This is a genomic window from Mesorhizobium australafricanum (assembly GCF_033977265.1).
GTDB classification, from domain to species: domain Bacteria; phylum Pseudomonadota; class Alphaproteobacteria; order Rhizobiales; family Rhizobiaceae; genus Mesorhizobium; species Mesorhizobium australafricanum.
Genome location: NZ_JAVIIT010000022.1, coordinates 25,898 through 43,405, shown reverse-complemented (window position 1 = coordinate 43,405; position 17,508 = coordinate 25,898). Strand labels below are relative to the sequence as shown.

Sequence of the window (17,508 nt, the reverse complement as noted above, 5' to 3'; positions counted from 1 at the left end):
CGTTAATCAACGCAGCGTCCCGATGTATTTCTCGTGGAAGCTCATATAGCCTGGCTCGACCACCTTGAGATGCCGCTCGATCAGCCGGTGGAATTCCGGCAGTTGATGGAACGGCACGCCGGGATAGGCGTGGTGCTCGGCATGATAAGGCATGTTCCAGGCGAGCTTGCGCACGAACCAGTTGGTCAGCGTCGTGCGGGTGTTTTCCAGCATGTTGGCGACAAAGGGACAACGGCCATGCTCGGCCAGCAGATAAAGCCGCAGGAACGGCTGGCCAAGCAGCGCCGGCACGATCCAGACATAGAGCAGCACCGATGCCTTGAACCAGACGGCAAGCGCCAGCACGACGCCATAGAAGGCGATCATCGCCCGCGCCTCGGCCTTCACTTTCGGCATGCCCTTCGGCGGCACGTAACTGTCCCGGCAGCCACCAGTCGCATTGGTGTAGAGCGTCTTGAAATTGCCCCGCCACACCGGCAGCCCGGAGACGTGGACGAGGTATTGCCGCAAGGTTTCGGGCTTCGGGAAAGCCAGCTCCGGATCGTTTTCAGGGTCCTGGGTGAAGCGGTGATGGGCGAAGTGGAAATAGCGGAACCAGTCGGCGGGCAGCGCGATCGCCAGGCTGCAGAAACGCGCGACCATATCGTTCAGCCACTGCGTTTCGAACGCCGTCCTGTGCACGGTCTCATGCAGCAACGTGAACAGGAACACGATCAGGACGCCCTGTGGCAGCATCAGGAGTGGCCAGAACGGCACTTGTGCCGCGATCAGCGCGCCGAGAACAATGATCGCCCCGAGGTGGAGAGCGAGCTGGAAAAGGCCCGGCCCGTCCGATTTTCCGGTCAGCCGGCCGCGCTCCTCATTCGTCAGCGAGGCTATCACGTAGCGATGGTCGACGGTTGCGTCGTGGTCGAATGCGTTCATGAAGCTACGATACCCAGAAAGAAACCTTTCGAAAAACGATGATTTCTGCAAAAAAGATAAGGCTACCTTATCTATTGGAATCCTAATGGTCGCCCTTCCCTCCTTGCGCGGACTTCAAGCCTTCGAAGCGGCAGCGCGGACAGGCAGCTTTGCGGCCGCCGCGGAGGAGCTGTCGGTTTCGGCCGCGGCCGTCAGCCAGCTTATCCGCACCGTCGAGGAACAGATGGGGCGAAAACTGTTCCACCGGGTCAACCGGCGCGCGGTGCTTACCGAGGCCGGGGTGGAGATGCTGCCGAGGCTCAGCATGGCCTTCCGGGAAATCGGCAGTGTCGCGCGCGATATCGGCGGCGATGCTTTCCGGCCACGGCTGATCGTTTCGGTGCCGCCCTCGATGGCGATGGGCTGGCTTTCGGAGCGCCTCGCCGGCTTCATCGCCGGCCATGGCGCCGCCGACATTTCGCTTAGAGGCGACGACGATCCGGTGCCGTTCGAACATGAATTGATCGACATCCGCCTCTCTTATGGTCCTCATTATCGGGAGCATCCGACCGAGGAGATCGTCAGGGACGCCGTCTATCCGGTCTGCGCGCCAAGGCTCGCCGGCGCGATCAAATCCGACAGCCTTGCCGGCCTGCCGCTCATTCATACCGATTGGGGGCCGACCGGGGCGTCCTTTCCATCCTGGCGCAACTGGTTCGAGGCTGCGGGAAGCGAGCCGGGCCGCATGGCACAGCGCGGCCTTTCGGCCAATTCGTCGCGAGCAGCGCTCGATCTCGCCATTTCAGGACTGGGCGTGGCGCTGGCGCAGGGCATCTATTGCGCCCAGGCGCTGGAGGATGGCCGGCTGGTCCGGCCTGCTGCCCGATCGCTGGCGTTGCGCCAGCCCTATTGCCTGACGATCCCGGAACGCAGCGCAAGGCGCGATGTCGTGGGCGCGTTCCGGGAATGGCTGGTCGGGGAATGCGTGCGCGCGGTCGGATCGCCGGCGCTGGTCACGCCGTCAGTCTGACGGCCAGCAAAGCATGGGCGTTCAGAGGTGCCCGGCCAGGGCCGCGACCATGTCCTTGCTGCTGGCCACGGGAACGATCTCGAACTCGACCAAATCCGCCCATTCGATGACCCAGCGCTGCAGCACCGTCGCATCATCTGATTCCACCAGCATGAAGCAGCGGCTCATGTCGCCGGCGATCCAGCTGTGATGCACGACAAGCTCGTCGGGCTTCAGGCGGCCCTTATCGCGGAAGCGGCGGTAGATTTCCTTGCGGTCGGCGCCGTGAAAATCCTCGATCACGAAAAACAGCATTCTCTTGCCTCAAATCAGACGGTTACTTTTCCGGCCGCTACTTATCCGGTCGCTCCAGGCGTTCCAGGAACCACTGCGTCAACCGCACCCACAGCTCGTCCTTCTCGCCGGAATCCTCCCAGCCATGGTCGAGATTGGGATTGTCGTTGACTTCAATGACGAAGACCCCGTCCTTGGTCTCCTTGAGGTCGACGCCGTAGAGGCCGTCGCCGATGCACTTTGCCGCCCGGACCGCCGTCTCGACGACATGCGGCGGCGTCTGCTTCAGCGTGAACGTCTTGATCCCGCCCTGGTCGGGCTTGCCGCTGGCCTTGTGGTTGACGATCTGCCAGTGCTTCTTCGCCATCAGATAATGCACGGCAAACAGCGGCTGGCCGCCGAGCACGCCGACGCGCCAGTCATATTCGGTCGGGATGAATTTCTGCGCGATCAAGAGATCGGAATCTTCCAGCCACTCGGTCGCGAGCTTGGTCAGCTCAATCATGTTCTCGCATTTCTTGACGCCGCGCGAGAAGGACGAATCCGGGATCTTCAACACCAGCGGAAAGCCAAGCGTCTGCGCCGCCACCTCGAAGTCGGACGTGCCGGCGATCATCACCGTCGGCGGCACCGGCACCTTGTTGTAGGTCATCAGCTCGTTGAGATAGACCTTGTTGGTGCAGCGGATCATCGACAGCGGATCGTCGATCACCGGCATGCCCTCCTGCTGGGCGCGGCGCGCGAAGCGGTAGGTATGGTTGGAGATCGACGTGGTCTCGCGGATGAACAGCGCGTCGTAATTGGCGAGCTTGGCGAGATCCTTCCTGGTGATCGGCTCGACTTCGACGCCCATCTTCTCGGCGATCCTCGCCCAATAGCGCAGCGAGGAAATCTCCGACGGCGGCAATTCCTCATGCGGATCGACCAGCGTCGCAAACGTATAGCGCGCCGGCGTGCGGCCCTTGGTGTCGCGCCATTCGCGATTGGTGTAGGTGTCCAGGCATTGCAGGAAGAACTCGTCCTCGTCCTCGGTCATGCGGGCGAGCGGCAGGAAACCGATCTTGCGGATCGAGGCCCATTCGGCGCTGTCCTTGATATGGACCTCAAGCGCCGGCGCACGGAACCAGTCGAACAACAGCTTGGCGAAACGGTCCCATATTTTCGACGGACCGATGCCGAAGAAGATCGCGACCTTCGCTGGGAAAGTCCCGCCGAGGTCCTTGCGGCATTTGTTGAGTGCAAGCTCGAGCTCGGGCAGCGCGTGCTCGTAGAGCTTGCGCTCCGAAAGGTCGATCATGGTCTCGACGGTCGGGATCACCCTGTGGCCGCGCGAGCCGGCAAGCAGCGAGGCGTAGTAGCCGCGGCTCTGATAGCCATAATTGTTCGACAGGTTGATCACCTTCGGCCGCTGGCCGCGGAACAGCGCCGGATGCGCGAGATAGTCGCGGTTGGTGATGATCTTGTGGGGTGTGGCCACCTGATCGAGATCGTTCTGCCTGCCTGTTAAGATGACCCAGGTCATTGTCTCAGCGTTTTCCCAGAGTGATGGCGGCGCGCAAGCCGTCGCAGCCGAACTGCGCCATGTTCATGAAAATATCGTAGGGCACCGGAATGTTCGCGGCATCGAGGATCGTTTCCTGCCTTTCGTCCTCGACCCAGGGGTCGTGGATCAGGATATGGTCGCCATCGTCGCCGATGGCCAGCACCCAGTGCGGCACCTTCTTGCCGAACATCAGGAAGCCGCTGATCAGCACCACCACCAGCTTGCCCTCGGCCAGAGCGTCACGGATGTCGCCGATGCCGAACGGGCGGTAATTGACAGGGATGCCGTAAAGTTCGGCGCGGCGGCGGAAATCGACCTGGGCGAGCTCCATTACCCGGCGCTTGTCCTGGCTGCGCACCGACTGCAGGAACAGCGCGCCGTAAAAGGAGACGAATATTTCGGCGGCAAGCCCGCTCTCGTAGCCGGAGACCGCCAGGCCGAACGGCTCGCAGCCGCCCGGCCCCGACATCATGAACACGGTGGTGGCCTCGCGCCACAGGCGGATTTCCATGACCGGGTCCGGCACGAAGCCACGGTCGAAATTGGCCATCGCCATCATCAGACAGCATGGTCCGCAGGTGAACTCGCAGGTCTGCTGGTAAAACGGCACCTTGGTCGCCGTCGGCGTGTCGCCGCGCAGCGTCTTTTCGTAGCGCAGCGCCGTCGCGCCATCCTCGTAATAGTCGGCCTCCCGGCCTAGTTTTCGATAGCCGGCCTGCTCGTAGATACGGATGGCGCGATCATTGTCCTCGCGCACTTCAAGGCGCAGCAACAGCCGGTCGTGCTCGAAGGCCGCTTCCTCGGCAGCCGCCAGCAGAAGGCGGCCGATACCGAGCCGACCGAAGAAGGGACCGACAGCGATGGAATAGAGCCGCGCGACGCCGCTGCCCTTGCGAAACAGCACCACCGCATAGCCGGCGACTCGGCCCTCGTTCTCGGCCACCAGCATCTCGGCGGTCTCGCGTTCGATGAACTGACGGAAGGAGCGGCGCGAGAGCCTGTCGCCTGGAAAGACAGCCTTCTCGATGGCGGCCAGGTCATCGACGTCTGACGCGCGGGCCTTTCGAATCTCGGCAGGCATGCGGGCTTGGGAGAACCTCGATTGGGTTGTGGAAACGGCCCCGGTGGATGCGTCGCAAATACTGGCCGAAGCGCCAGCATTCATCAAGCGCTATCGCTCCTTGATTAGGGCCGAATTGTGACAGTTCCGCCGCTGCAGAAAAGGCCGAAGTGTTTGAACAGAGTTGCTGTTCAAAGGACTGCCGGCCGCGAAAAACGCAGCCGGTTCAGCTCGATATGCCGGCCAGAAGCTGGCCATAAGCGCTCTTTGCGACATCCGACAATCGCTCCGGCGGCAACGAGCCGACGACGGCGCAAGCGTAGCCCTTGTCGAGCCAGTAGACAGCCTCCGGTCCGCCCCCCTCGGCCGTATAGGTGCCCTTGGATGTCGCGGACGACTCGGCGGTGACGAAGAGCGAAATTCGCTCGCCCTTGGCGTCCTCGTAGAGCAGCATCGCCGCCTTGCCCTGATCACCGGCCGGCAGCAGCCGGCCGCCGACCAGCTCAAAGCCCTCGGCCGCCAGGTCGGGCGCAACCAGCTTCAGCCCGACGCGGTTCGACAGCCAGGTCTGCAGATGATCCCTGTCGCTCGCCGGGACCTCGACGGCATGACGCTTCTCGGCGGCGTAGATGACATGGGCGGCGATCGCCTGTTCGGCGAGCTGGTCGTCGCCGTCGCCGCCACGGCCGACGCTGTCGATGCCGGCGACATAGCCGCCGAGCCCGCCAACGGCGAGCACCACGGCAGCCGCGGCCGAGAGCCACCAACGCGAGCGCCAGGCCGATGTCTTTGCAGGTGCTTCACCAAACACTGCCTGCCGCAGCCTCGCGGGCACCGGCTCGTCCATCACGCCGGCCAAGGCGGCGCGCATGGCGGCGCGGTCGGCAATGTAGCGCGCCGACCTCGCTTTCATCTCGGGATTGGCCTCGAGCCAGGCCTCGTAGGCGATGCGCTCCTCGCCCGGCAATTCGCCGTCGAGGGCCATATGGATATCGCGTTCGGAAAAATCGCGGCGGGTCATTTCTCGATGATCCTTATCGAGCGGCGGCGCGATGAGTCGTCGAGCAGGCCTCGCAATTCCTCGCGGCCGCGCGCGATGCGCGACATCAGCGTGCCGGCCGGCACGCCAAGGATATTGGCGGCCTCGGCATAGGAAAAGCCCTCGATGGCGACCACCACCAATGCCGCGCGGCGATCGGGGCTGATCGCCTGCAAGGCATCCATGATCTCGCGCGAGGCGATGCTTTCGACCTGATCGGCGGGCGCGGACTGGGCTTCACCGGCTTCGAGAGGCAGCATCGCCGCCTCGCCGCGCCGGTTGACCTTGCGCATCTGGTCGATGAACAAGTGATGCATGATCGTAAACAGCCACCTCCGGGGGCTTTCTCCAGTCTGCCAGTTGTCGAGCCGCACAAGCGCCCGCTCCAGGCAATCCTGGACAAGGTCGTCGGCGGAATCGCGGTCGCGCAGCAGCGAGCGCGCATAGCGCCGCAGCCGCGGTATTTCGCTCAGGATCGCTGCCTTCTTGTCGTCCATGACCGCTTGTTTCGAGGTCGCTTTCCATCCGATAGAACGCGCCTTCCCGGCGCGGTGCAAGCAGTCAGCGCTAAGCGGCCCAACCGCTGCGGTTACCCAAGCACGCAGATAACGATGGCGCGGTCGGTTTTATTCCCGGCAATCGACGAGAAAGCCGAACTATCTCAAATCCGTCAGCAGGAAATCATTGCCCTTGTAGAGCAAGGGAATACCGAGTGCTTTCGCGCAAGCATAAGCAAAACAGTCACCCAAGTTCAGGTCAGCTTGATGACCAACGGCCTTGCCATAACGAGCGCTGGCATCGATAGCGCGTGAACCGCTCTCGTCGCCGATCGACATGTTTTCTCCGCCAATTTCCACAATGAGTTGATCCACCAGATCGCGAGCTTTGAGGAGCGCTTCAGCGGTCGGCTTGCGCGAACCTGCGCCGGCTCGCGCCAGAGCTTGCGTCGCTTCAAAACGGACCATTGCAGAGACGTAGAAGTCGACAGGTCCGGAGAGTTGTTTGGACAATTCCTCCCAGCCCGATTCCTGGTTCAGAATGGCGACGATCACCGAAGCGTCGACAAACATCAGTCTTCCCACATCTCGTCAGTGAATTTCTTCATATCGAAATCGGGATTGGGCAGACCGATCTTCTTCGCCTCCGTCTGAAGCCTCACAATCCGATCGCGCAGCGGCACCTTGGCACGATTGCGTTCCAGTTCGTGAATAAGAGCTGTCCGCACCGCTTCAGTCTTGCTCGGCGCGTTTGTCTCGCGCTGCAATTTGGCGGCCAACGCATCCACTTCATCGTCACGTATGTAGAGAGGCATGCGAATATCCTTTTGTGAATATTCTAGATATCCCATATTGGATATTCTTTCAAGAAATCTCCTTGACCTCCCTCGCCGCTCGCGTCAGCAGGCGCTGATAGAACAGGCCGATGCCGATAAGCACGGCGCCCAGGCCAATGAAGGACAGCGCGCGCAGCACGCCTTCCAGCTCCGACATGTCGAAGAGGAAGACCTTCACCACCGCGACCGCGATCAGCACCGCGGACGCGATGCGCAGCACCTGCGATTTCAGCCAGACGCCGGCGGTGAGCAGCGCCACGCCGATGACCAGCCAGAGTGCCGAATAAGTGTAGGTCTCAAGCTGGCCAAGCCCGCTCCACAAGGCGATGAACTCGCCCTTGAACAGGCGGCGCACCGACAGCGTCGCATAGGCGAAGGCAAGCAGCGAGGCGATCAGCGCCAGCATCGCCGCATACCATCGCGGACGCTTATCGCGGACATAGAGCGCCAGCGCGCCGGCGGCGATCGCCGGCAGCAGATAGGCGAGCAACAGGAGGTTGAAGACCGGGATCGTGCCGGTCGATTCATCCGTCAGCAGCGGGTTCAGCACCACGAAATGCTGAACGGCGATCAAGCCGGCCGAGACCACGCCGGCAGCCATCGAGCCATAGCGCAGAACCGAGCTTGGCGAGCGCATGTCGATGGCGACCAGGATGGCGCCGGCGCCAAGTGCGATCAGCGTGTAGATCGCCTGTTCGGCAAGCGTCACCGTGCCGGTGTCGATGACGCCGCCATGCATGGCGTGGCGCACCAGCATGGCAATGGTGAGCAGCGCGAACAGCGCCGAGGTCGCCTCCATGGCAAGGCGCGGCCGGCCGTTGCTGGTGCGGGCGAGTTGCCAGGCGGCGAAGCCGAAGGCGAGCGCCGGCACGCCATAGCCCGGCAGCAGCCAGTTGAAGACCGGCGTCCTGGACAGAAACGCCGCGCCGACGATGGTCGGATCGAAGGCGACACGACCAAGCACGGCGACCGCCGCGCCAACCGCGATCCAGCCCAGCACGGGGTAAGACCGCCAGCGCGTGGCCAGCGCCGGCACGATCGCAGCGGCGGCGAGCAGCACGGTCGTCCAGCCCGAACCGAAGGCCATGTGCAGCATCAGGAGGCCGGCGACGCCGGCGCCGCCGAGCGCGAACGACACGGCCGGGCCGCCGGCCAGCGGCGGCTGCTCGGCACCCGCGATCCATTCGCCCCCGGCGGCAAAGGCGAGCATCAGCAACAGCGCCGGCAGCGCGTAGCCGAAGTCCCGGTCGATATCGCCGAAGGTCAGCCACAGCGCCAGGAGCACCACCAGCGGAGCAACGACACCCCAGGCCGCCCAGCAAGCCGCGCGCACCGGAGCAGTGGCCGCGAAGCGGCGTGCCGCCCAGAAACCGGCGGCGAGGAAGATCAGGCCAAGCGCGATGCCGATGCGGAAAGTCAGCGTGTCGGACGACGCCAGGGGCTGAGCGTCCAGCCCGACATCGAGCGCGTCCGCCCCGATCGTCGCGGGCGGGATGATGCCGAGATAGATCAGCACGGTCGCGATGCCGGCGGCAAAGACGAGCGGAAGCGCGCGCGGCTGGTAGAGCGCCACCGCGACCAGCGCGGCCAGGAGGACCGCGCCGTGCAAGGCATCGCCGGCGCCGGCGAAAGCCGGATCGACGGACAGGCCCATCGCGCTCACGGCGATGAAGAAGCCGGGCACGATCGATGGCCAGTCGAAGCCGCGCGCCGCTGCGTCGCGGCCGGCGAGCCAGACGAAAGCCAGCACGGCCAGCGTGGCCAGGCTGATGAACAGCACGGCGGCGAGGTTCACGTCCGGCGCGTCGACCATGTAAAGAACGGTCCAGATGCCGGTGCCGGCGAAAGCCGCTGCCACGAGCGCCTTCCAGTCACGGATGCGGGCGGTTGCCGTGGTCGCCGCAAGCACGATCGCCAGATAAACGAACAGCGCCCAGGGATTGGGCGCCTGCGAGGCGACCAGCGCCGGCGTGACCATGGCGCCGACGAGGCCGATGCCGGCCAGCGCCATGCCATGCACGAGCGAAGCGCCGATGGTCGCGACGCCGATGACGCCAAGCAGCGCGAAGGCCGTCGCCGGACCGATGAAGCCATAGACGCCATGCGCCGCGTAGACCGTGCCAAACAGGATGAAGGCGCCGGCGGCCGTGAGGATGGCGGGAATATAGGCGCCGGCCGCGCCCTGCACCGGCACCTTGAAGCCGGTGCGGCGGATGAATTCGGCGCCGGCAATCAGCGCCAGGCCGAGGATGCCGGCCATGGTGAGGCGTACGCCGGGGCCGAAAATGCCGGCCTCGATGGTGTAGTGGAGCAGGAACAGGCCACCGAGCGCCAGCGCAATGCCGCCGACCCAGACCGCCCAGCGCGTGCCCAGCGCCATTTCGACGTCGGTCTGGCGCGCCGCCTTTGCGGGCACCGCCGTTCCGGCGGGCGCGGCCGTGTCAGCGGGTTCGGCTTTTTCGGGCTCCTTCGCGCCATTCTTGCCCGCCTCGCCTTTCCACGGCCCGACCACGACCTCGGCATCAGCGCTATCGGTCTTCACTGCGGCTGGCTCGGCGACAGCAGCGTCCTGAGCCGCAGGTTCGGTGGCGATAGCCGCAGTCGGTACTTCCTCGCTTGAAGCGCTTTCTGCAGCCTTGGACGCGGGCAGCACCGCGCCGGACAGAACCAGGCTGCGCAGCGCGCCCAATTCGCGCTCGACCAGCGCGATGCGGTTCTGTTGTCGTGAAACAATGACGAAAAGAGCGATGACCGCGGCAATGGCAATCAGGCTGAAAAACATGGCGGTTTCCCTCAAAACCAGACCAGTCGTGGCCAACAAATGCGGCAATGAGACGGCTGGTCCAAATCAGCGTCTTGCCGACTAAAGGCGCGTCGCGCCGAAACGGATTCAGGCGACGCGCCTTTAGTCATTGTCTTGGTGCATGTCGTTCTCCCAAAACCGCTGCGCACTTTTGGGCGACATGCACTGACAAGATCGAGCATGTTTCGTGGCCGAATGCCAGCAACTTGCCGGTTTATCCAATACCGGGCCGCCGGCGCCGTCCGCGTTTGCCGATGAGATCGCGTGACTTCGACCACGCAATACTCGTGCTATTCTCGTGCGGCCGAAGGAAATGCCGTGAGGTGACCGATGCCGCAGCGAAGTGCCGGCCTGCTGATCCACAGGCGCACTGCCGGTGTGTTCGAATTCCTTCTCGTCCACCCAGGCGGACCGTTCTGGGCGCGAAAGGATGAGGGCGCGTGGTCCATCCCGAAGGGACTGATCGACGACAACGAGGATGAGCTCGAAGCCGCCAAACGGGAGGCTGAGGAAGAGCTCGGCGTCGCCATCGACGGCGACTTCCAGCCGCTCGGCAGCTACAAGCAGCCTGGCGGCAAGATCGTGGTGGCGTGGAGCGTCGAGGCCGATGTCGACGCAAATGCCATCAAGAGCAACATGTTCACCATGGAGTGGCCGCCGAAATCGGGAAGCATGAAGGCGTTTCCCGAGGTAGATCGAGCCGGCTGGTTTTCAGTGCCCGAAGCCGGCCTCAAGATCCTGAAAGGCCAGTTGGCCATGCTCGACGATTTCCTGGAACGGCGAGGAGCGGATTAAGCGCCTTTCCTGCTACCCTGATTCACCGGCAATCGCTTTCGTCGCCGCATGATGCCGGCGCAACGCGGCCAGGAAGCCGGCGCGGGCGTCGGGCGGCTCGAGGCCGCGCGGCTCGTAGACATGGCGGGTGAAGAAGAAACCGCTCAGCCGGAAGGCGTCCTCGAGTGCTACTGCGTCGGCGCGCAGGCCGGAGCCGCGTTGCAGGAAGGCGGGCAGCGCCAGCATCTTGTCATGCCAGGGGGCGCCGGCTCCGCGCGAGACGGCACGCCCGGATTTCGGCGAGACATAGATGAGATCCTGCCTGGTGCCGGTCGCCGCGCATTGGCTGAGGTCGAGGCCGAAGCCCAGCTCGTCGAGGATGAGCAGCTCGAAGCGCGCCACCAGCTCGCCCGCCGCATCGGCATCGCCCAGATGGGAGATCATCACGGCAAGCGCCTCGTAGAGGCCGCCATGGGCATCGCGCTCGGGCAGGAGCCTGAGATGCGCGGCCATGGTCTGCAGGCCGTACACGGCGACCGCGCTGTCCATCAGCCGCGCCGCGTTCATCTCGATCGCCTCGGCCTGGAAGATGCCAAGATGCTCGTCGAGCCGCGCCCGCCACAGAAGGTCGACGCGGTTGCCGGGCTGCAGCACCGGCTGCTGCCTGCGCGAGCGCCCTCCCCGCACAAGACCGAGATGGCGGCCATGGGCACGCGTCATCACCTCGAGGATGGCGCTGGTTTCGCCATGCTTGCGAGTGCCGAGAACGATTCCCTCGTCGCGCCATTCCATGAGCCGAGCTTTTCACCCGTTGCGCGGCGAAATCAAGATTGGCTGCCGAATAGGCCCTTTGGAACCGTCATCGCACGAGCTAGTTACTGCCTCTTGTGCTCATAAGGTATATGTTGCTGACGCCAGGAGCCATTCATGCCCGAGCAAACCACCAACAAAACTGATTTCTTCGACAAGGCGACTGAAGCAATCAAAGTGTCTGAGCGCGATTTCGAGCAAATCCTCAAATTGCTGGAGCATCCTCCACGGCCCAACGATAAGCTACAGGCTGCGATCGCGGCTCTTCCTTGCACGTTGTGACGGTATCGGAATTGTCTCGCTAGCAAAGGGACTGTTGTGATCCGCATCACGCCCATTTCCGATGGTCGGCAAGCACCTCATCGATGACATGACGCTGCCTTTCGGCCTCCGCCTGGTTGGCGTCGTGGCCGGCGACGGTGATCAGCGCCTTCCACAGCGCCCAGCCGCGGCCGCGCGCCCAGGTCGCGTCATCGACGGCGATACGAGTTCGGAAAGCCTCGCGGCTTTTGCCTTCGAAGAAGGTCCAGGCGATCGCCAGATCGCAGGACGGGTCGCCGACGCCGGAGGTACCAAAATCGATGACGGCGCTCAGGCGGCCGTCTTCGACCAGGAGATTGCCCGAGGCGACATCGCCATGGAACCAGACCGATGATCCATGCCAGGTCGCGGCAAGCGCTGCTTCCCAGACGGTGGTCGCGGCCCGGGCGTCGATCCGGCCTTCCAGCGCGGTGATCGCTTGCCTTGCCTGGTCATCATAGACGGTCAGCGGTCCGCCACGGTGGAAATTATGCCGGCCGGACGCGGGTCCATCCGTCGCATCGACACCTCGCAGCGCGACGAGGAAATCGGCGAGCGAGACCGCGAAGGAGACGGGATCGGCGATGGGCGCGGTCCTGGCCGTCTCACCCTCGATCCAGTGATAGACGGACCAATGCCAAGGATAGTCCGCCGCCGGCTCGCCCATGGCGAGCGGCGTCGGAATGGGCAGCGGCAGCAGCGGCGCGAGTTTCGGCAGCCAGCGCTGCTCCTTCTCGACCTGCAGCGAATAGGCGGCCGCGCTCGGCAGCCTGACCGTCATCTCGTCGCCCAGATGGAAGGTGCGGTTGTCCCAGCCGCCGAAAGCGACCGGGCTGACCGGCAGATGCCGCCATTGCGGAAACTGCGTTTCGACCAGCCGGCGAACGAGACCGGTATCGATGGTCGGTTGCGGGTCATTCATGTCGTCGTCCCAAAGCCGCTTCGCGCTTTTGGGCGACAGGCATCAATGGGGAAATTCCAGCCCCATCTCGCGGTAGCGCTCGGGGTCGTCGCCCCAGTTCTCGCGCACCTTCACGAACAGGAAGAGGTGCACCTTCTGCTCCAGGATGCCGGCGATTTCCATCCGCGCGGCCTGGCCGATGGCGCGGATCGTCTCGCCCTTGTGGCCGAGCACGATCTTCTTCTGGCTGTCGCGCTCGACATAGATGACCTGCTCGATGCGGACCGAGCCGTCCTTCTTCTCTTCCCATTTCTCGGTTTCGATATGGGAGGAATAGGGAAGCTCCTGATGGAGCCTCAGATAAAGCTTCTCGCGCGTGATCTCGGCCGCGAGCTGGCGCATCGGCAGGTCGGAGATCTGGTCTTCCGGATAGTACCAGGGGCCGGCGGGAAGCGTCTCGGCGAGATAGTCGAGCAGGTCCTTGCAGCCGGAGCCGGTCAGCGCCGACACCATGAAAGTGCGCTTGAACGGCACGCGTTCATTCGCGGTCGCAGCCAGTGCAAGAAGCGCCTCGGGCTTGACGCGGTCGACCTTGTTGAGGACCAGCAACATCGGCTGCCGCACGTCCTTCAGCCGGGCGAGGATGGCATCGGCATCGCCCCTGATGCCGCGCTCGGCATCGATCAGCAGCACCACGACATCGGCATCCTTGGCGCCGCCCCAGGCGGTCGTCACCATCGCCGTGTCCAGTCGCCGCTTCGGCTTGAAGATGCCCGGCGTGTCGACGAAGACGATCTGCGCGTTGTCATGCGTGGCGATGCCGCGCACGATGGCGCGGGTGGTCTGCACCTTGTGGGTGACGATCGATACCTTGGCGCCGACCAACTGGTTGACCAGCGTCGACTTGCCGGCATTGGGCGCGCCGATCAGCGCGACGAAACCGGAGCGGGTGTTGGGGATCTCGGGAGATTGGTTTGCGGTCATGCCGCGCTCCATACGCCCTCGCGCAGCAAAAGAGTAGCCGCCGCGGCCTGCTCGGCCTCACGTTTGGAACGGCCGCTGCCGGTCGCCGGAGCAAAAGAGCCGACCTTGACGCTGACGGTGAACAGCGGGTCGTGGTCCGGTCCCTCGCGGCCGTCGATCCGGTAGGCCGGCACGGCGCCGGCGGCTGCCTGGTGCGCCCATTCCTGCAATTCGGTCTTGGCGTCGCGCCGCGCAGCACCTATCGCCTGCGAGCGCGGTAGCCAGTAGCGGTGGATGAACGCGCGGGCAGTCTCAAGGCCACCATCCAGGTAAAGCACGGCAATCAGCGATTCCAGCGCATCGGCGCGCAGATTGGTGCGCTTGCGGCCTTCGAGGTTGCGCACGTCGGAGCCGGCACGGACCAGTTCCGGCAGGCTGATCTCCTCGGCGATTTCGGACAGCGCCTCGGCATTGACCAGCGCGTTGAGACGCAGCGAAAGCTCGCCCTCGGCGGCATCGGGAAAGGCCGCGAGCAGCATGTCGGCAACGATAAGGCCGAGAACACGGTCGCCCAGGAACTCGAAACGCTCGTAATCGATGCCGGCATGGGTCGAACGCGCGCTGGCGTGGGTCAGCGCGCGCTGCAGGCGCTGGCGGTCGGCAAAGACGTGGCCGGTACGCTCGACAAGCGCCTCGGCAAGGGCATCGGCGGTCAAACGCTTGCTAGCCGCCATGGCTTTACAGCTTGATCCCGAAAAGGGGGACCCGGTTTTTGGAGAACATCAAGCTCCCACAAAAAGTTAGATCAGGATGGCGATTCAACGGAACGTCATCCTGATCTAATGGACGAGTTGGAACAGGCGCCCGGCGCGCATCAGCGACGGCCACTTCCAGATCTCGAGCGGGCTCGCCTTGCCGGCGATCGAGAAGAAGATGAGATTGGCGCGGCCCACCAGGTTCTCGGCCGGCACGAAACCGACGCTGAAGCGACTGTCGGAAGAATTGTCGCGATTGTCGCCCATCATGAAGTAGTGGCCGGCCGGCACGGTCCATTCGCGCGTGCTGTCGCCGATCGAATTCGGCGTCAGGTCGAGCGTGTCGTAGCTGACACCGTTGGGCAGCGTCTCGCGATAGACGTCGACCGGCTGAGGCACTTCGGTGATGTCGGGATTTTCGATCTGGCCGGTCTTCACGCGCGGCACGCCGACGTCATTGATGAAGAGCTGGCCATCCTTCATCTGGATCTTATCGCCGGGCAGACCGACGACGCGCTTGATGTAGTCGACCGACGGGTCCGGCGGGAACTTGAACACCACGACGTCGCCGCGCTTGGGCTCGGAGCCCCAGATGCGGCCGGAGAAGAGATCGGGACCGAACGGCAGCGAATAGCGCGAATAGCCGTAGGCCCATTTGGTGACGAAGAGATAGTCGCCTTCGAGCAGCGTCGGCCGCATCGAGCCGGACGGAATTGAGAAAGGCTGGAAGAGCAGCGTGCGGATGACGAGCGCGAGCAGCAGAGCCTGGATGATGACGGAGAAGGTTTCACCAAGCCCGCCGGATTTCTTCTGCGATTTTTCAGCCACGCTCATGTCGTCCTCGATTGTGCGATGTTGGTATAGAGTCTCGGCGCGCGCTGGGCAACGTCATGCCGCCAGTGGTCAGAGGGAATCAATGTGGCGCTTGTTCGGCGGGCACTGCCTCGATGATCACAAAGGCTTGAGCAAGCGGAAAATCATCGGTGATGGTGAGATGGATCAGCGCGTGGTGGCCTTTCGGCAGGATTTTCTCCAGCCTGGCCGCGGCGCCGCCGGTCAGCGCCATGGTCGGCGCGCCGCTCGGCAGGTTGATCACGCCCATATCGCGCCAGAATACACCCTCGGCCATGCCCGTACCCAGCGCCTTGGCGCAGGCCTCCTTGGCGGCGAAGCGCTTGGCATAGGAAGCGGCGCGGGCGGCACGCCTTTCCGACTTGGCCTGTTCGACCTCGGTATAAATGCGCTGGATGAAGCGCCGGCCGTGCCGCTCCAGCGATTTTTCGATGCGTCTGATGTCGATCAGGTCGCTGCCGATGCCGACGATCATTCCGCGGGCACTTCCCGTGCGCCTTGCCGCGCTTTCTTCTCGGCACGCTCGGCCATGCGCTTCTTGCGCCGCTCACGAAACACGGTCATGCCCCAGCGCGTGACGCCATAAAACAAGAGCCCGAAGATCAGGCCGAGCGGAACCGCGCCGATCAGCATCGGCTCCAGAACGGGGTGCCAGAGCTTCGCGAAGGAAAGCTTGTGCATCATTTCGCCGAGATGCTCGGGCGGCCCGTGCTTCGGCAGGCGCTCACGCAGGAGCAGCTTGCCGGTTTCCCAGGACGCGCCCCACAGCAGCGGGAAGGTCAGCGGATTGCCGAAGAACACGGCGCCAAGTGCCGCCGCGACCAGATTGCCTGCGATGATCCAGCACAGCACGGCGGCGACAATGAAGTGGAAGCCAAGCGGGAAGAAGGATGCAAAAACGCCCGCGGCAACGCCGGCGGCGACCGAATGCGGCGTCGCCTTCAGCCGCAGGATGCGTTTGGAAAAATATTGCACGGAACGCGAGAACGAGCGGCGCGGCCATAGATAAGTACGCACCCGCTCCAGGAGGCCATCAGGCTCTCGGCGTCGAAAAAGCACTCTGTTCCAGTTCCCGGTCCAACACGCGCTGCCCCTGCCACCGGGTCGCGCCAAACTATCTTGCGCTTCGAGGGCGCAGCAAGGCAACAAGACTTATATAGCGATAGCCAGGCAGCATCACAACGAAACGCCGTCGCGATGGTCTGCCGCAGGTGTAACAACAGCGTCATTCTGGCGAAACTGAGGAAAACAACCGGGATGCGGAGCCGATGATCATCATTAGACCGGCGCGGGTCGAGGACGCCGAGGCACTGCCGCAGATCGAGCAGTCCGCCGGACTGGCGTTCCGCGCCATCCCGGAACTGGCATGGCTCGCCGATGGAGACAATGTCAGCGCGGAACGGCACCGCGCGCTGATCGCCGGGGGCGCTTGCTGGGTTGCCGCCGACAACCAGGACCGGCCGGTCGGATTCCTGAGCGCCGGGATCGAGGGCGATGCGCTGCATATCTGGGAGTTGGACGTGCGCCTGGACCGGCAAGGCTCGGGCATCGGCCGCGCTCTGCTTGAACGGGCGATCGCGGACGCCAAGCGGCTTGGCCTCGCGGCAGTGACGCTGACCACGTTTCGCGCCGTCGCGTGGAACGCGCCCTTCTATCGCAAGTTCGGATTTCGCATCCTCGAAGGCGCCGGGATCGGAGAACGGCTCGCAAGCCTGCTCAGCGACGAGGCCGAGCATGGCATGGCTTCGGACCAGCGCTGCGCCATGCAGCTCGATCTCAGCCGAGCGGATACTCGCTGACCTCGACCAGATTGTCGTCCGGATCGCGGAAATAGACCGACATCATCGGGCCGCGCGCGCCGGTGCGTTGGACCGGTCCGACTTCGATCGCCACGCCGCTGGCTTCGAGGCTGGCCTGGACTTCGGCAAGCGGCACCGCCGCCACGAGGCAGAAATCGCCGGAACCCGGCGTCGGCGTCTTTGCCTTCGGCTCGAAAGTGCGGCCGACTTCGTGCAAGTTGATCTTCTGCGAGCCGAACACAAGCGCCGTCGGCCGGTTCGGCTCATCCAGGCGCCGCATGCCAAGCACTCGCCGGTAGAAATCGCAGGTCGCTTCAACCGAACGGACCGTCAGCACGAAATGGTCGATGCCGGCGATCATATCTAGTGA

21 protein-coding genes are annotated in these 17,508 nt (G+C 64.0%); 4 read left to right on the top strand and 17 right to left on the bottom strand.

Annotated elements, in window-relative coordinates; translation table 11 throughout:
• Positions 1-6: 6 nt before the first annotated feature.
• A complete protein-coding gene (locus tag RFM98_RS28165; RefSeq protein ID WP_320311830.1) occupies positions 7-924 on the bottom strand; it encodes a fatty acid desaturase family protein in 918 nt (305 codons plus the stop codon).
• 85 nt (positions 925-1,009) lie between these two features.
• On the opposite strand from RFM98_RS28165, the gene RFM98_RS28160 reads away from it, so the two are divergent.
• On the top strand, positions 1,010-1,933 hold the full coding sequence (locus tag RFM98_RS28160; RefSeq protein ID WP_320311829.1) for a LysR substrate-binding domain-containing protein: 924 nt from the start codon (positions 1,010-1,012) through the stop codon (positions 1,931-1,933).
• A 21-nt stretch (positions 1,934-1,954) separates the two neighbouring features.
• On the opposite strand, the gene RFM98_RS28155 is transcribed toward RFM98_RS28160, so the two are convergent.
• The 8 genes from RFM98_RS28155 to RFM98_RS28120 form a co-directional block, all read right to left on the bottom strand.
• On the bottom strand, positions 1,955-2,227 hold the full coding sequence (locus RFM98_RS28155) for a DUF3303 domain-containing protein (RefSeq protein WP_320311828.1): 273 nt from the start codon (positions 2,225-2,227) through the stop codon (positions 1,955-1,957).
• A gap of 37 nt (positions 2,228-2,264) precedes the next feature.
• Positions 2,265-3,728: a RimK family ATP-grasp domain-containing protein gene (locus RFM98_RS28150; protein WP_320311827.1), complete on the bottom strand. Its 1,464-nt coding sequence runs from the start codon at positions 3,726-3,728 to the stop codon at positions 2,265-2,267.
• 4 nt (positions 3,729-3,732) lie between these two features.
• Positions 3,733-4,830: a peptidase C39 family protein gene (locus RFM98_RS28145; RefSeq protein WP_320311826.1), complete on the bottom strand. Its 1,098-nt coding sequence runs from the start codon at positions 4,828-4,830 to the stop codon at positions 3,733-3,735.
• Positions 4,831-5,035: 205 nt separating this feature from the next.
• A complete protein-coding gene (locus tag RFM98_RS28140; RefSeq protein WP_320311825.1) occupies positions 5,036-5,830 on the bottom strand; it encodes an anti-sigma factor family protein in 795 nt (264 codons plus the stop codon).
• A complete protein-coding gene (locus RFM98_RS28135; protein ID WP_320311824.1) occupies positions 5,827-6,345 on the bottom strand; it encodes a sigma-70 family RNA polymerase sigma factor in 519 nt (172 codons plus the stop codon). The genes RFM98_RS28140 and RFM98_RS28135 overlap by 4 nt, the downstream gene beginning before the upstream one ends.
• A gap of 159 nt (positions 6,346-6,504) precedes the next feature.
• Positions 6,505-6,918, bottom strand: coding sequence for a type II toxin-antitoxin system VapC family toxin (locus RFM98_RS28130; RefSeq protein WP_320311823.1), 414 nt, complete (start codon positions 6,916-6,918; stop codon positions 6,505-6,507).
• Positions 6,918-7,160 carry a type II toxin-antitoxin system VapB family antitoxin gene (locus tag RFM98_RS28125; RefSeq protein ID WP_320311822.1) on the bottom strand — a complete coding sequence of 81 codons (243 nt, stop codon included), beginning with the start codon at positions 7,158-7,160 and terminating at the stop codon, positions 6,918-6,920. The genes RFM98_RS28130 and RFM98_RS28125 overlap by 1 nt, the downstream gene beginning before the upstream one ends.
• A 49-nt stretch (positions 7,161-7,209) precedes the next feature.
• Positions 7,210-9,963: a DUF2339 domain-containing protein gene (locus RFM98_RS28120; protein ID WP_320311821.1), complete on the bottom strand. Its 2,754-nt coding sequence runs from the start codon at positions 9,961-9,963 to the stop codon at positions 7,210-7,212.
• Positions 9,964-10,314: 351 nt separating this feature from the next.
• Between RFM98_RS28120 and RFM98_RS28115 the strand changes: the two genes are divergently transcribed.
• Positions 10,315-10,779: an NUDIX hydrolase gene (locus RFM98_RS28115; RefSeq protein ID WP_320311820.1), complete on the top strand. Its 465-nt coding sequence runs from the start codon at positions 10,315-10,317 to the stop codon at positions 10,777-10,779.
• A 12-nt stretch (positions 10,780-10,791) separates the two neighbouring features.
• On the opposite strand, the gene recO is transcribed toward RFM98_RS28115, so the two are convergent.
• Positions 10,792-11,550 (bottom strand): DNA repair protein RecO, encoded by a 759-nt coding sequence (gene recO / locus RFM98_RS28110; RefSeq protein ID WP_320311819.1) that lies wholly within the window; start codon positions 11,548-11,550, stop codon positions 10,792-10,794.
• A 135-nt stretch (positions 11,551-11,685) separates the two neighbouring features.
• Between recO and RFM98_RS28105 the strand changes: the two genes are divergently transcribed.
• Positions 11,686-11,850, top strand: a complete 165-nt coding sequence (locus RFM98_RS28105) for a type II toxin -antitoxin system TacA 1-like antitoxin (RefSeq protein WP_320311818.1) — start codon at positions 11,686-11,688, stop codon at positions 11,848-11,850.
• Positions 11,851-11,896: 46 nt separating this feature from the next.
• Here the strand turns inward: RFM98_RS28105 and RFM98_RS28100 are convergent, their stop codons facing one another.
• The 6 genes from RFM98_RS28100 to RFM98_RS28075 all read right to left on the bottom strand — a co-directional run bounded on the left by RFM98_RS28100 (position 11,897) and on the right by RFM98_RS28075 (position 16,398).
• On the bottom strand, positions 11,897-12,790 hold the full coding sequence (locus tag RFM98_RS28100; protein WP_320311817.1) for an aminoglycoside phosphotransferase family protein: 894 nt from the start codon (positions 12,788-12,790) through the stop codon (positions 11,897-11,899).
• Between the two features lie 42 nt (positions 12,791-12,832).
• Positions 12,833-13,765 (bottom strand): GTPase Era, encoded by a 933-nt coding sequence (gene era / locus RFM98_RS28095; RefSeq protein WP_320311816.1) that lies wholly within the window; start codon positions 13,763-13,765, stop codon positions 12,833-12,835.
• Complete coding sequence (gene rnc / locus RFM98_RS28090; protein ID WP_320311815.1) at positions 13,750-14,466, bottom strand: ribonuclease III; 717 nt, start codon at positions 14,464-14,466, stop codon at positions 13,750-13,752. The genes era and rnc overlap by 16 nt, the downstream gene beginning before the upstream one ends.
• 105 nt (positions 14,467-14,571) lie before the next feature.
• A complete protein-coding gene (lepB, locus tag RFM98_RS28085) occupies positions 14,572-15,321 on the bottom strand; it encodes a signal peptidase I (RefSeq protein ID WP_320311814.1) in 750 nt (249 codons plus the stop codon).
• 79 nt (positions 15,322-15,400) lie between these two features.
• On the bottom strand, positions 15,401-15,814 hold the full coding sequence (gene acpS / locus RFM98_RS28080) for a holo-ACP synthase (protein ID WP_320311813.1): 414 nt from the start codon (positions 15,812-15,814) through the stop codon (positions 15,401-15,403).
• Positions 15,811-16,398: a DUF2062 domain-containing protein gene (locus RFM98_RS28075; RefSeq protein WP_320311812.1), complete on the bottom strand. Its 588-nt coding sequence runs from the start codon at positions 16,396-16,398 to the stop codon at positions 15,811-15,813. Before RFM98_RS28075 ends, acpS begins: the two co-directional genes overlap by 4 nt.
• Positions 16,399-16,607: 209 nt before the next feature.
• Between RFM98_RS28075 and RFM98_RS28070 the strand changes: the two genes are divergently transcribed.
• Positions 16,608-17,138: a GNAT family N-acetyltransferase gene (locus tag RFM98_RS28070; protein ID WP_320311811.1), complete on the top strand. Its 531-nt coding sequence runs from the start codon at positions 16,608-16,610 to the stop codon at positions 17,136-17,138.
• Here RFM98_RS28070 and RFM98_RS28065 read toward each other — a convergent pair.
• Positions 17,116-17,499 (bottom strand): VOC family protein, encoded by a 384-nt coding sequence (locus RFM98_RS28065; RefSeq protein WP_320311810.1) that lies wholly within the window; start codon positions 17,497-17,499, stop codon positions 17,116-17,118. The genes RFM98_RS28070 and RFM98_RS28065 overlap by 23 nt on opposite strands.
• Between the last annotated feature and the right edge of the window lie 9 nt (positions 17,500-17,508).

Excerpts from the sequence above, each read along its gene's own strand:
- RFM98_RS28135 (WP_320311824.1), bottom strand. The coding sequence starts at position 6,345 with ATGGACGACAAGAAGGCAGCGATCCTGAGCGAAATACCGCGGCTGCGG.
- RFM98_RS28120 (WP_320311821.1), bottom strand. The coding sequence starts at position 9,963 with ATGTTTTTCAGCCTGATTGCCATTGCCGCGGTCATCGCTCTTTTCGTC.
- RFM98_RS28155 (WP_320311828.1), bottom strand. The coding sequence starts at position 2,227 with ATGCTGTTTTTCGTGATCGAGGATTTTCACGGCGCCGACCGCAAGGAA.
- rnc (WP_320311815.1), bottom strand. The coding sequence starts at position 14,466 with ATGGCGGCTAGCAAGCGTTTGACCGCCGATGCCCTTGCCGAGGCGCTT.
- RFM98_RS28125 (WP_320311822.1), bottom strand. The coding sequence starts at position 7,160 with ATGCCTCTCTACATACGTGACGATGAAGTGGATGCGTTGGCCGCCAAA.
- RFM98_RS28070 (WP_320311811.1), top strand. The coding sequence starts at position 16,608 with ATGATCATCATTAGACCGGCGCGGGTCGAGGACGCCGAGGCACTGCCG.
- RFM98_RS28150 (WP_320311827.1), bottom strand. The coding sequence starts at position 3,728 with ATGACCTGGGTCATCTTAACAGGCAGGCAGAACGATCTCGATCAGGTG.
- RFM98_RS28165 (WP_320311830.1), bottom strand. The coding sequence starts at position 924 with ATGAACGCATTCGACCACGACGCAACCGTCGACCATCGCTACGTGATA.
- RFM98_RS28100 (WP_320311817.1), bottom strand. The coding sequence starts at position 12,790 with ATGAATGACCCGCAACCGACCATCGATACCGGTCTCGTTCGCCGGCTG.
- acpS (WP_320311813.1), bottom strand. The coding sequence starts at position 15,814 with ATGATCGTCGGCATCGGCAGCGACCTGATCGACATCAGACGCATCGAA.
- RFM98_RS28145 (WP_320311826.1), bottom strand. The coding sequence starts at position 4,830 with ATGCCTGCCGAGATTCGAAAGGCCCGCGCGTCAGACGTCGATGACCTG.
- RFM98_RS28130 (WP_320311823.1), bottom strand. The coding sequence starts at position 6,918 with ATGTTTGTCGACGCTTCGGTGATCGTCGCCATTCTGAACCAGGAATCG.
- RFM98_RS28160 (WP_320311829.1), top strand. The coding sequence starts at position 1,010 with ATGGTCGCCCTTCCCTCCTTGCGCGGACTTCAAGCCTTCGAAGCGGCA.
- RFM98_RS28065 (WP_320311810.1), bottom strand. The coding sequence starts at position 17,499 with ATGATCGCCGGCATCGACCATTTCGTGCTGACGGTCCGTTCGGTTGAA.
- RFM98_RS28115 (WP_320311820.1), top strand. The coding sequence starts at position 10,315 with ATGCCGCAGCGAAGTGCCGGCCTGCTGATCCACAGGCGCACTGCCGGT.
- recO (WP_320311819.1), bottom strand. The coding sequence starts at position 11,550 with ATGGAATGGCGCGACGAGGGAATCGTTCTCGGCACTCGCAAGCATGGC.
- RFM98_RS28140 (WP_320311825.1), bottom strand. The coding sequence starts at position 5,830 with ATGACCCGCCGCGATTTTTCCGAACGCGATATCCATATGGCCCTCGAC.
- RFM98_RS28105 (WP_320311818.1), top strand. The coding sequence starts at position 11,686 with ATGCCCGAGCAAACCACCAACAAAACTGATTTCTTCGACAAGGCGACT.
- era (WP_320311816.1), bottom strand. The coding sequence starts at position 13,765 with ATGGAGCGCGGCATGACCGCAAACCAATCTCCCGAGATCCCCAACACC.
- lepB (WP_320311814.1), bottom strand. The coding sequence starts at position 15,321 with ATGAGCGTGGCTGAAAAATCGCAGAAGAAATCCGGCGGGCTTGGTGAA.